Source organism: Rheinheimera tilapiae, assembly GCF_042432165.1.
GTDB classification, from domain to species: Bacteria; Pseudomonadota; Gammaproteobacteria; order Enterobacterales; family Alteromonadaceae; genus Pararheinheimera; species Pararheinheimera tilapiae.
On the sequence record NZ_JBHLXP010000001.1, the window covers coordinates 1824913 to 1837004 of the forward strand.

11 protein-coding genes are annotated in these 12092 nt (G+C 52.0%); 3 read left to right on the forward strand and 8 right to left on the reverse strand.

Features of this window, described 5'->3' with window-relative positions; translation table 11 throughout:
* Positions 1-629 (forward strand): acetoacetyl-CoA reductase (gene phbB, locus ACFFJP_RS07880; protein WP_377242171.1); only part of this gene is annotated, 629 nt, incomplete at its 5' end.
* Positions 630-716: 87 nt separating this feature from the next.
* Here the strand turns inward: phbB and ACFFJP_RS07885 are convergent.
* Entirely contained in the window at positions 717-1640 is a 924-nt protein-coding gene (locus ACFFJP_RS07885) for an AAC(3) family N-acetyltransferase (RefSeq protein WP_377242173.1), read from the reverse strand.
* A 166-nt stretch (positions 1641-1806) separates the two neighbouring features.
* On the opposite strand from ACFFJP_RS07885, the gene ACFFJP_RS07890 reads away from it, so the two are divergent.
* Entirely contained in the window at positions 1807-2820 is a 1014-nt protein-coding gene (locus ACFFJP_RS07890) for a GNAT family N-acetyltransferase (protein WP_377242175.1), read from the forward strand.
* A 23-nt stretch (positions 2821-2843) separates the two neighbouring features.
* Positions 2844-3929, forward strand: a complete 1086-nt coding sequence (locus ACFFJP_RS07895; protein WP_377242177.1) for a hypothetical protein — start codon at positions 2844-2846, stop codon at positions 3927-3929.
* A gap of 46 nt (positions 3930-3975) precedes the next feature.
* On the opposite strand, the gene ACFFJP_RS07900 is transcribed toward ACFFJP_RS07895, so the two are convergent.
* The 7 genes from ACFFJP_RS07900 to ACFFJP_RS07930 all read right to left on the reverse strand — a co-directional run.
* Entirely contained in the window at positions 3976-5475 is a 1500-nt protein-coding gene (locus ACFFJP_RS07900; protein WP_377242179.1) for a lipopolysaccharide biosynthesis protein, read from the reverse strand.
* 1 nt (position 5476) lies between these two features.
* The gene (locus tag ACFFJP_RS07905; RefSeq protein WP_377242181.1) at positions 5477-6694 is read right to left on the reverse strand and encodes a glycosyltransferase; all 1218 of its coding nucleotides are present in this window, start codon (positions 6692-6694) and stop codon (positions 5477-5479) included.
* Positions 6694-7707 (reverse strand): polysaccharide deacetylase family protein, encoded by a 1014-nt coding sequence (locus tag ACFFJP_RS07910; RefSeq protein WP_377242183.1) that lies wholly within the window; start codon positions 7705-7707, stop codon positions 6694-6696. Before ACFFJP_RS07910 ends, ACFFJP_RS07905 begins: the two co-directional genes overlap by 1 nt.
* Positions 7686-8936, reverse strand: coding sequence for a hypothetical protein (locus ACFFJP_RS07915; RefSeq protein WP_377242185.1), 1251 nt, complete (start codon positions 8934-8936; stop codon positions 7686-7688). The genes ACFFJP_RS07910 and ACFFJP_RS07915 overlap by 22 nt, the downstream gene beginning before the upstream one ends.
* Positions 8926-9927: a polysaccharide deacetylase family protein gene (locus ACFFJP_RS07920; protein ID WP_377242188.1), complete on the reverse strand. Its 1002-nt coding sequence runs from the start codon at positions 9925-9927 to the stop codon at positions 8926-8928. Before ACFFJP_RS07920 ends, ACFFJP_RS07915 begins: the two co-directional genes overlap by 11 nt.
* 6 nt (positions 9928-9933) lie before the next feature.
* Positions 9934-11271, reverse strand: a complete 1338-nt coding sequence (locus tag ACFFJP_RS07925) for a putative O-glycosylation ligase, exosortase A system-associated (RefSeq protein ID WP_377242191.1) — start codon at positions 11269-11271, stop codon at positions 9934-9936.
* Positions 11272-11344: 73 nt separating this feature from the next.
* Positions 11345-12092, reverse strand: a 748-nt coding sequence (locus ACFFJP_RS07930) for a glycosyltransferase (RefSeq protein WP_377242193.1), incomplete at its 5' end; no start/stop codon positions are given.

The window sequence follows — 12092 nt, forward strand, 5'->3', positions numbered from 1 at the left end:
ATGCCAGCAATGATGCTGCTGCAGAGCAATTCAGCAATGAAACCGGCATCCATGTCTATAAATGGGATGTCAGTGATTTTGCGGCCTGCAGTAATGGCCTGGCACAAGTGGCCGCAGAGCTCGGGCCTGTCGCCGTGGTGGTGAATAACGCCGGCATTACCCGCGACACCATGTTTCATAAAATGACGCCTGAACAGTGGCACGCGGTGATTAACACCAATCTGAACTCGTTGTTTAATATGTGTCGGCCGGTGATTGAAGGCATGCGTGAACGCGGTTTTGGCCGCATCATAAATATTTCGTCCATCAACGGTCAAAAAGGTCAGCTGGGTCAGACTAACTACAGCGCTGCAAAAGCTGGTGATATTGGCTTTACCAAAGCGTTGGCGTTGGAAAATGCCAGCAAAGGTATTACGGTCAATGCCGTTTGCCCGGGATATGTTGAGACAGACATGGTGAAAGCTATGTCACCAGACGTCGTCAGTGCGAAAATTCTGCCAAATATTCCGGCGGGTCGGCTGGCCCAGCCTGAAGAGATCGCGCGCTGCGTGGCATTTCTGGCATCAGCAGATGCAGGCTATATCACAGGCTCTACGCTGTCCGTTAATGGCGGCCAGTATCTGGCTTAACGCGGCCGGATCTAACAGTCTGTGCTGTTGTTGTGCCGGGGGCTTCAAATGTCCGGCACAACAACAAATAACGAAAAATCAGTCGAATTAATGCCCGACCGGCCTTTGCTGCAGTTGCTCCGGTGTGGCGTAAATGGTGATGCCATCACCAGCTAATTTTTCCAGTTGCTGGTAGAAATCCTGCGCACCAATCAACCAGCATGACGCGGCGCCAACCGGCCCCTGTTCTAACAAACCACAGGCTATCAGCTCATCTTTCATATATTGCTGCAAATCGCCCCGGGAAGGGTGGTCAATCCGCATCGCGGCCAGCGTCTTGTCGTAAGGCCTTACCGGCACTTGCCAGACTTTATCCTGATCATCAATGCAGCGCAGCAGACACTCTGGTTGCCAGACCGGCAACGGAAATTGCTCACCCATTGTATCTTCTAACAGATGGTAGAAAGTCACCGGGCCCATACTGATCCCAAGACCCAGCACTTTGGCCTGTGGCAGCGTGGCAAAGCGTTGCCATGGCGAGCCTTCGCCGAACACCGACGGTGCTTTGTGATGTGCTTCCGTCAGAAAGCGGGCATCTTTACCCCAGACCGACACAGAATGCGTTGGGTGCAGACTGCGCTGCACGCCGCTCGTTGCGAGAAATGCTTCCGGTAATCGGCCCATATGGGTGCCGTGGATCCGCAGGTCAAAACAATAGTCCGTCAGCTTGCAGGTGTTGTCGATAGTGCCACCAGGCAAATAATAAGTTGGTAACAGGATATTACCTTCGGGACCTACCGCAGTTTGCAAAGCTGCAATCACCGCAGCCGGACCGCCTTCGACATAACCCAGACTTTTTAATGATGAGTGCAGAAAAATCGAATCACCAGCTTGGACGCCAAGAGCCTGCAGTTGTTGTGTCAGCTGTTGCTGACTGACATGTGGGGCCTGGCTCTTCAGCTCTTTCGCCGATTGTTCACGTTGGTAGTGCTTCAGCAGCTGTTTCAGCTGTTTTTTCAGATAACTCAGCATAATGGTGGTAGATCCCTGCTCATCAATAAGTCATATACATCGGTCAGAATTGGATGGTCCGGCCATTATGGCGCTGACCAGCACATCTTTATCCGCAGCTATTCTGTTTGAACTCTGCGAATACAAGGTTAAACTACACCGACTTCAGCTTAAGAAACAATGACAAATGGAATTTTTGCAGTCTGCGTCGATCTCGGCCGAACTTTGGCAGGCCTCGTTACCTGAACTCAGTCAGGTCAGCGTTTATCAGCAATGGGGTTTTAGTGAAGCGATTGCTGCGGCTTATGGTTATCAGCCCCAGCGCTTTGCCCTGCGTCAGGCCAATGCCAGCCATTATAGTGCTGTGGTCACGCTGTTTCGCTTCGGTAAGAGCTGGGTATCCCTGCCATTTTGTGATTGTGGTGGCATTGCGGCTGTTGATGCAGCTGCCGCAGCGCAGCTGTTGGACGCGCTGCGACAACATCTGAATGGGCAGCCGCTGATCCTGCGTCAGATGCAACAGTTGTCGCCGCAGCCAGACGGACTGCATTTGCAGCAACAAAAAGTACGGATGGTATTGGCTTTACAAAGTGATGCCGAAGCGCAGATGCAAGCGTTTAAAGCCAAACTCAGATCGCAGATCCGTAAACCTGAAAAAGAGCAATTCTACTGCAAACAAGGTGGTATCGAACTGCTGGCCGATTTCTGGCAGGTCTTTACCTATAACATGCGTGAGCTGGGCTCGCCGGTACACAGCAAAGCGTTGTTTGTCGCACTGTTGCAACAACCGGATTTACGCAGCCAGATGTTTGTGGTGTACAGCCCGGAGCATCAGCCGGTTGCTTGTGGTTTTGTCCTTGGTTATGGCGGTATGCTGGTTAATCCATGGGCCTCTTCAGACCGACGCTTTCAGAAACACGCGCCCAATATGCTGCTGTATTGGCAGATGCTGCAATATGCCATTAGCAATGGCTATCAACAATTTGACTTTGGTCGCTCCACACCAGGCGAAGGCACCTATAACTTCAAGGCACAGTGGGGCGCTGAACCAGAACCTCTGCATTGGTACAGCAGCGAAGCTGACGCGGGTACTATCGCCGATAGCCGGCTGAAGCAGTTGGTGATCCAAATCTGGCAGCGTTTACCATTGCCGTTGGTCAACCAGCTGGGCCCGGTTTTGCGTAAACGCATTCATCTGTAACAGCATTTCACAAAGGAATGACTATGGCGCTGCAGGCTCAGTTACTTCTATCCGACATGGTGGTGCACTTCAGTACAGCGGATTATTGCTTGTGCTCACGTGATCATACGGTGTTTCAGTTTGACTATAACAGCAGTCGCTGGCGTAAAATCTGTCAGTTACCACCGGCGAAGGCCGGCTTCATTGGCCTGCTGAAAGATAAAATAGCGCGCAGTAGCCTGTACCGGCGCTTGCGGCCTGCACCTGGACTTAGTCATCTGACGCAGACGCCGGATGGCACTATTGTTATGGTCTATGACCGGATCTATCTGTGCAAGCCTGCTGAGAAGGCCAGATCTGCGGTGCCTTTGGTCAGTGATCTGGGGCGTTTTGCGCCGCCGCTGCGTAATGGCATGGCCGTAGAGCCGAGTACGGGACTGGTGTATTTCGGCGAATATTTGAATAACCACAGCCGTGATGTGCGGGTCATATGCATTGACCCTGTGCACAACACCGCCCGGGTCTGCTGGCAGTTCAACCGTCAGCAAATCAAGCATATCCACGCCATTGTGTATGACCCATTTCGTCAACGCCTGTGGATCACCACTGGTGATAACGATGCAGAATCTGCGTTTTATTACACGGACGATAATTTTGCCAGCGTACACAAATTTGCCGGTGGCGATCAGACCTGGCGGGCGACCGGGTTATTGTTTGATGAAACCGGTATGGAGTGGGGCATGGATGCCGGGAAAGATGCGCCGGCGGATGCGGTTAACTATATCTGGCGCTGGGATTTTGCCACAGCAAGCAGGACGCAATGCTGTGCCATCGGCAATCCGGCGTATGCCGTCAGTTCACTGGATAATGGCGGCGCAGTGCTGACCACGACCTATGAACCCGGCCGCCTGCAGGACACACCCGAGCAAAGTGCGTTGTGGTATCGCAGCCCGGCAGGCGAATGGCAGCAAATCTACGCACAGGATTATCAGTACAGAGCGATGCCGGGCGTCAGCAAATACGGCATGTTGTATATTGCTCAAGGCACCAGCCCGGCGGGGCAGTTGCTGTTTTCGCCGGTCAATTGCCACAGTGGCCAGTTCGGTATCTTTCGCCTGCCACCACTTTAACGAGAGTAGGCGCCGCCCGATTGACCGGCCCGCGGCACCGGCTCGTTTAGTCAGCGAGCCGGTTGAATGGCCAGCGGTTGAGTTTCTCCGCTTTAATCCCCAGCTCCAGCAAGACCTCGTGGCAGTCTCTGAGACCATCTTTACGTACATAAATCAAATAGATAGCATAACTCAGCATACCGGTGACTACTTTGACCAGTAACACAATGACAGGGATCAATTGCAGTTGCTGATAACAGATCCAAGCCGTCAACCAGACGGTGGCACACATAAACAAAGCCGCTTCGAGCGGTGTTTGCAGCGCTTTAAAATACCGACGTAACGAGAAATGCAGATGCCGGCGGGCCTGCACAAACAAATACACTGATGACAACGGATAGGAGATCAGCAGTGCATAGGCCGCCCCCATCAGCCCGCCATTGACGACGCCAATGTACACGCTCAGTGGGATAGTGACTGCGCACAAGGTGGTGTAACTCGCAGTAATACTTGGTTTGCCAATCGAGAAAAATGCCTGCGTGATCAGCGGGTCAACAGATTTCACTAAACCTATCACACAAAGCACCTGTAAAATCGGTACCGCTTCGAGCCAGTTGTCGCCAAGCACAACCGGCACCAGTTCCGCAGCAGTCATGCCCATACCGAGAAAAATCGGAAACGACAATAATGCGATGCCGGACGTTAACCGACGCAGGGCATTGTCCAGGCGTTCAGGCTCTTTTTGCATCCGGGCGAATAAGGGCACAGACGTCTGGATCACCAGGCTGGTGATGTATTGTGTGGGCAGTGTCGCTAGGGTGGACGCCATGGAATAAACCCCCATCGCGCTGGCTCCCAGCACTTTGGTGATGATTGGCGTTTTAGCGCTGTTGTAGAGATACCAGGTAATGCGGGAGTAGGTCACCGCAGCGCCAAATTTCATCAGACCCATGGCTGCACGCATGTCGCCAAGCCGGCTCGGTAACCAGTTACTACTCAGAAACAGACAAATGGAACGAAAGCTCTGCGCTGCGATAAAACCCCAGACCAAGGACCAGGCTTTGAAGCCAAGCCAGGCTAGGACCAGCGTCACCACACATTGCAACAGGATCATCGCAAACTCGATACCGGCATAGACTTTAAATCGCATCTCGCGTGCCAGCAATGCATCCGGCACTGTCGACAGCGCACCGATAATAAAGGTCAGACTGACCACCGCCAGCATGCCGGCAAGTTCGGCATAACCAAAATAGCCGGCAAGCCATGGGCTGGCCAGATACAGTGCGCCATATAAGGCAGAACTAATCAGCACCGCCAGACAAAACGCACCGTTCAGTTCCTGTGCGCTGATCTCGGCGCGGTGTTTAATCGCAGCCCCTAGGCCAATTTCATTAAAAAAGCCGATAAAGCCGACGATCACCATCACGATAGCCATCAGACCGTAATCTTCCGGGGTTAATAACCGGGCTAGGATCAGCGTATTAACGAAGGAAATCAGCTTGGCTGCACCTTTGCCCATGCCAAGATACATCAAACCTTTCAGTGTTTTATTTTTAAGCTGGTCCACGTCAGTTCCGTTGTGCAGTTTGAGATGACAGTTGCGTCAGTAATGCAGCGAGTTGCACCGCCCCCTGAAACCGGCTGAAGCTCTCAGGCACTGATGTAGTGTCTGCTGGCGGCCGGCTGATTAATTGTTGCAAAGCGCTTTTTATTTCAGAGCTTTGCCAGACCCGCAGACAATCTGGCACGCGGCGACATACGTCTGCAGTGGCGCTATCTGGCGGGCAAATCGCTAATAATGGTTTTGCCGATTGCACATAATCGTACAATTTACCTGGCACCTGAAAGTTGAAAATTTCGTCTTGGATCAATAAATTGGCAGAAGAACCCATCATCTCGGCTTGCGCCTCGGCGAAAGGGACTGCCGGTAAAAATTCGACCAGTTCACTAATACTGAACCGTTGCAAGTCACTGGCGAATTTCTCCGCTTTGGCACTGCCACGAAACTTCAGCACAAAGTTATGCCCGCCGATCACCCCTTGTTGCTTCAGGTCACTGATCGCCTGAAATAGCGGGCTAACGTCACGGCCATTGCCGTACAAAGCGCCACTGTACAGCAAGGTAAACTTGTCTGGTCTGGTAGACATTGGCAATTGAGTTGGCACATAGCCGTTTTCGATGACGTTGAATTTATCCGCCGGGAGCTGTGGATAGATCCGGCGATACAACTGCGCCGCCGCTTCACAGGTCGTTACCACTTTACTGGCCTGTTGCATCACTTTACGCTCCAGATAGCGCTGGATGGCATTAAAGTGCTGGTAGGCCGGATTGTAATGACATTGCAGCGGATCGCGAAAATCTGCGACCCAAGGCAGCTGATGCTGCAGGCTGAGTTTGCGGCCAATCAGATGCGAGGTCATCACCGGATAGGTGGACCATAACAGCTGGATATTTTTGTCTTTGATCAGGCTATTGCCAAGCTCGACGGCGGGAAAATACCAGGGCCAGAAACGATCCGGTACCGCCAGGATGTCGGGCGAGCGACCAGCAATGGCAATTTTTTTACTGATATCGCTGGCCTTTGCCCGATAAATTCGGCCAGCCAGCGCGGCCGGCACCTGCAAATCATGGTCAAAGCGCTGATAAACATCCGTTGTTGCGGTCAGGATATACGGATCCCAACCCAGTTCCAGCAGATACTCAGCAAAGCGATAGGGCCGCTGCACGCCGGCACTGCGGGCCGGTGGCATTTCAAAAGCGATCAGCAGGACAGAATTGGCAGCCATCAGGCACTGACTCCGAGCAAACGTCGTAATAATGCACTAAAACCGGATAACTCCGCTTCCAGTTCCAGCCAATGCACATCTTCGCCATCCAGCACCCGGCGGATTTGCAGTGGATCTGAGCCGGGTTGGTGTAAGCCAATTCGGGTGGTGGTTGCAGTTTGCAGACCATTTTTTTGCAATAATGGCAGATGTTCGGCCTGATACTCACCGCTGGGATAACAGAAATGCACCAGCTGCTGTGGTGGCGTGAACTGTGCTAACCAGGCGCGGTTCTGGTTGATTTCATCAGCAAAAGCCGTGCTGTCGAGCGGACTACAATGGCGATGGGTGTGTAATTGCAGTTCAACATTGGCGCGTTGCAATGTGACCAGTTCAGTTGGATCCAGCAGTCTAAACAGCGCTTTGCCATCATGCACCAGACGAACGTCCAGCTGATCGGCCAGATCATATAACGCTGCACTGCGCTGTGCGACATCAGGTAATGCATCCAGTTGCTGACAGATTTGCCTGACTAATTCGGCAGGCTGAGCTGCCGGCAATGCCGTGTTGATTGCAGGTTGGCCTGGCAGCGCCAGAGTCAGGCTATTCTGCCGGCTTTTCCACAATAAGTACGACACTGCGACATTCAGTACCGGGATCTGTTTGTCGGCATAATAGCTGGTGACATACAACATGAGCGGGAACTGATGTTGTTGCAAAATCTGACCAACCAGCTCAGTGGTGCCAGACCAGCCATCGTCCATCGTCAGCACCAGTTGCCGTTCACGCTGCGGATTTGCCAGCGCGTCAGCCAGCGACACTATCCGATACTGGCTGCGTGCCAGATAATTCAGCCGAGCAGCAAAAGTGTCCGGTCGCATAAAAAGCTTTGGCCGGAACTGATGCTCATCCAGATAGGCAAAACCGTGATAACACAACACCCGCACGTGAAAACGATATAGGTAATGGCAAAGGGCAAAAACACCTAAAGTCCGTGCCAGCCATAGGAATATCAGCTTAATTTTTTTAGACATGATTGTGCCAGTTCCATCAGAAAAGACTTGGTGTTTTGCAACGCCAGTCGTCGATCACCCGGATAATTTAAATCTGACTTGATCATCGGGTGCAGAAAATACAGGAAAAAGCCGAGCAGGCTTTTTAGCTTGCGGTGAGTTGCCACTTGCGGGTCTTTGAGCTTGGACAGTAGATAACCAAAGTCAGCCGGGAACGCGTGGCGTACGCGGATCTTCGTTGTCAAGCGCACCGGCTGCGCCGGTTTGACGCCAAACAGGAAATAATCCATCTGGATCGCTGGAAAATGAATACCGGCATGAATATCCAGATTCAGCGCCGCCCAGTAACGTGAGTTTAATTCAATAAAATCAAAGGTCTGACTTTGCTGGTGCCATTTGTATTCGACCATCGCCGGACCGTTCCACTGCAGTGCTTTTAAGCGATGCACCGCATCCTGATACATAGGCTCAAACCACCAGCTTTCCCGTAATGACGTCAGGCCGCCGGTGTGCGGATTTTCGTGGCTGGCCACTGCCATGGATTCCGCGAGGATTTGGCCATCCTGCATCAGCAGATTGACAGTGGCTTTGACGCCCTGACTGCAATCTTGCAGCAATACTTTGTGGTAATGAGCAAATGCGTCATTGACCGCCTGGCGAGCGTCCTGCGCCTGGCCGACTTTACGCACCAGCGCCTGATCTCCGCTCCGAGCGTAATAGCCGTCACCTTTGACAAAATACGGTAGCCGCCAGCCGGTAAAGTCCACGGCGTCGAAGTCGCTATGATTATCGAGCACGGCGGTGCGGGAGATATGAGCGTGCAATTGTTGATCAGCTGATTGTAAAAACTGATTAAAGACAAAGACTTTAGATAAACAACCGTACACCAGCTCCGCATCTTGCGGGATGGCCATCAGCGGGCTGAACTCGGCAAAACAATCACGCACTGCCAACAGAAAACCTTCACTCGGAATAATGGCGCGGATATTTGCACTTTGGATCAGGTTACGCAGCCAGCTAAGGTACGCCGGATCTTCATAGGCCGGGCATTGATATTGAAAGCTGGCAAAGGCCGACAAGCAGCCCAAGGCACCAGGTTTGGCAGAGGCCGCATGCACCTGATAACCGTGTTGTCCTAGTGATCGCACTACCGCAACTGCGCCTAAAGAATCTGCCTGAGGCACTAAAATTGCGCATGCCTGCCGGTCTGCAGCGCTGACCTGCTGTCTGTTGTCTGCATTAGTTGCCATGTGTACCTACCCATTCCTTTAAGAATCTGATGCTGTAGCGCTCAGCCACTATATGTAACGCCAGGCGTAAACTGAAAAACCATGGATTGCGATCCCAAGGGGTGAAACGCCGCAGCCGGAAACGACAGTCCTGTGTCGGCCGGGCCTGACCCCAATCTGTGCAAAACGCCGCTGCAAAACCACTATCCCGGACCTGAGCAACATGCTCGTCAGAAAAATCGATGGCAAATTTACCATTCGGATAAGCAAAATAGTGCACCGGCTGCTCCAATATCTGTTCCAGGATTGCTTTACTTTGGGCAATTTCCTGGCGTGCCGTCTCGGCCGATTCCAGCGCCAGGATCGGATGATGGACCGTATGCGCTCCAATCGTCATGCCGGCAGCGGCCATTTGCTTGAGTTGCTCAGCGGTGACGAATTCGTGGTGCATTTGCGGTACACCGGTCTGCGCAATGAGGTCCGCGATCAATTGGTTTCGTTGTGCCATCGGGTGATATTTAATCAGGTCGGTAATGGCGACAATACTTTGATGGCGTTCGGTTTTACCGTTGCTCGCAAAATTTCGGTCTTGCAGCTTTAGCATGGTGATTTCAACGGGGGCTTGCAAAATTGCGTTGGCAATTTGGTTTTCCCACAAGTAACCCTGTTGTAAGCCTTGTGTGCTGATAAAAAACGTGGCCGGTAACTGATAGCGTTGCAGCAACGGAAAGATGTGGTCATAACAATCGGCAAATCCATCATCGATAGTAATCACGACGGCATTGGTTGGCACTTTGCCTGCTGCCGCTAGTTGCAACGCCTGTTCCATTGACAACACGCGGAAAAAACGTTTTAACTGCTGCAGTTGTTGTTCAAACACACCAACATCCAGTACCTGTTCGTTCCAGAAGGTATGAATGGGCATGACCCGGTGATAATTCAGCACAGCGAAGCTGCAATTGCTGCCTGCGGGGTTACTGCATTCATGCTGCACTTTATTGGGCTTTAACATCACAGCCTATGACTTCCCTGACAATGTCTGCAATACCGGCGCAACAGCAGCTCCGGCGTTGGCAGTTGCTGAAACTCGTTTTCGTGCCATAGTGCACAGCACTACTGACAATCCAATCACGACAAAAGTTAAATCGAAGTAGGGCTGACTGAGCAACGCACCACTGACGCCAAAGACGATCATCGAAACCTTCAGGCTATTGGCGACGTTGCGTAGCCATTCGTCTTCGCCGGCGTGACTTGCTGCATAGCCCAGATGCCGATAAGCCGTCAGCAGCAACATCAGGTAGATGAACAGGCCACAATAACCCAAATCGCCTAATACCTGAAAATAGATACTGTGCGCAGCCTTGGCAAAAGGAAAGCTGACGTGGGAGGTTTGTACTATGTGGTCGAATTTCTCAAATTCCGGTTCATACAATCGCCAAAGATAGGTGTTCTGGCCGGCTTTAAAACCACCACCAAACACCGGATGATCGTTGGCCATCAATACCGCTTGTTTCCAAGCTTGTACCCGGCCTATAAACGACATATCTTCGGTGGCGGTTTCAATGGTATTCATCCGATCAAACCAGCTTTGCGGCATCAGTGATGGCAGGGCTGCAGCCACAACCAGACTACCGGTAAGGATTAGGATTTTGTTCTTTCCTTTGAGGAAGTAGAAAAACGCCACGATACAAAGCCCGATAAATCCACCGCGCGAGAATGACCCGATAATACAGACGATATTGGCGATAATGACGCCAAGCATGATCTTTTTCAGCAGTTGATGTTTGGTGCTGTTATAGAGAAAGAAACACACCGGTAGCAGCATATTCAGCGCCAGCGCTAAGTCGTTTCGATCGCCGATCCGGGTGCCGGGTGGACCAACAATAATATGGCCAGCGCCGGAAATAATATATTTTAACCCTTCGTTGCAGCCAATCAGACTGCCGGCAATAGCCACCGCCCACAGCACAACTTCCACTCTGTGCCGCGTGTTGATGACCATAGTGACCATAAAAAACAAAAAGATAATCTTCCAGAACACGTCCCATTCGAACCAGGCCACCGTAGAAATGCCCTCGGTAAACATGGTAGCCAGAGTACCCCAGACGAATAACACCAGCATCCAGATACTGGCACTGGTAAATGCGCCTTTGCCTTCCCGTTTGTTGATGATAAACGACAGCACAGTTACAGCCGTGATCACCAGATTGACGCGCAGACTAGTACCAAAACCCCATACCCAGGTATGCGGCGCAAAAATAGAGGTCCAGGCAGACAAAGCCACGCCAATAAAAGGCCGGCGGAAAATGAAATAGATAGCGACTGGCAGAAAACATAACAGAAACAAATCACGCATGGCTTATTGGTCCTGCTTCAACGCGTACAGGCAAAGGAGCAACACCGATACCAGCGAAATCAGAAAAAACAGACTATCCACGGACCGGGTCTCCCGCCATCGTTTGCTGATAAAGCAGATTAAGTTGCTCTGCCGTTTGTTGCCAGCTAAATCCGCTGGCGTGAGCGCGGATCTGGTCCCGGTCGAAACGGCGTTGCTGGCATTGTTTCACCGCATCGGTCAGGGCTGCGCTACTGCGCTCTGCTAATAACAACCCGACTTCATCACTGTGCAACATTTCTTCTGCTGAGCCAACCCGGGTTGAGATCACAGCCGAGCCACAGGACATCGCTTCGAGGATCACATTGGGCCAGCCTTCGCTGCTGGACATCAATACCAGGGCATCGGCTGTGGAGTAAAACCGACATAATTCGTGCTGCGGCCTGTTGCCGAAAAATTGCACCCGATCGGTCAACCCGAGCGCTGCGCTTTGTTGCTGCAACGCCGACAGTTCCGGACCACTACCAACAATCAATAAGTGCACGTCGGGTAACTCAACTAATGCCGACAACACAAGAGCATGGCCCTTTAATGAAACAAGATTGCCAACCATCAGCAGCGTATAGGCGCTACCAAGCCCTAACTCGTTTTTTAATGCCTGCTGGGGCTGTGCGTCCGGTTTAAACTGTTGCTGGTCCACGCCATTTGGCAACACGACCGCTTTTTCTTCAGGACAACCGAGTCGCATCAGACCGGCCTTTAACTTCTGACTGACTGCGCCACAATAGCTGCTGAAGCGAATCGCCTGTTTGATCAACAAACGTGGCAGACGATGCTGTGGC

What these genes read in the sequence shown, in the direction of transcription:
- ACFFJP_RS07905 (WP_377242181.1), bottom strand. Translation starts at nt 6,694, where the DNA reads ATGGCTGCCAATTCTGTCCTGCTGATCGCTTTTGAAATGCCACCGGCC.
- ACFFJP_RS07895 (WP_377242177.1), top strand. Translation starts at nt 2,844, where the DNA reads ATGGCGCTGCAGGCTCAGTTACTTCTATCCGACATGGTGGTGCACTTC.
- ACFFJP_RS07890 (WP_377242175.1), top strand. Translation starts at nt 1,807, where the DNA reads ATGGAATTTTTGCAGTCTGCGTCGATCTCGGCCGAACTTTGGCAGGCC.
- ACFFJP_RS07925 (WP_377242191.1), bottom strand. Translation starts at nt 11,271, where the DNA reads ATGCGTGATTTGTTTCTGTTATGTTTTCTGCCAGTCGCTATCTATTTC.
- ACFFJP_RS07915 (WP_377242185.1), bottom strand. Translation starts at nt 8,936, where the DNA reads ATGGCAACTAATGCAGACAACAGACAGCAGGTCAGCGCTGCAGACCGG.
- ACFFJP_RS07910 (WP_377242183.1), bottom strand. Translation starts at nt 7,707, where the DNA reads ATGTCTAAAAAAATTAAGCTGATATTCCTATGGCTGGCACGGACTTTA.
- ACFFJP_RS07885 (WP_377242173.1), bottom strand. Translation starts at nt 1,640, where the DNA reads ATGCTGAGTTATCTGAAAAAACAGCTGAAACAGCTGCTGAAGCACTAC.
- ACFFJP_RS07920 (WP_377242188.1), bottom strand. Translation starts at nt 9,927, where the DNA reads ATGTTAAAGCCCAATAAAGTGCAGCATGAATGCAGTAACCCCGCAGGC.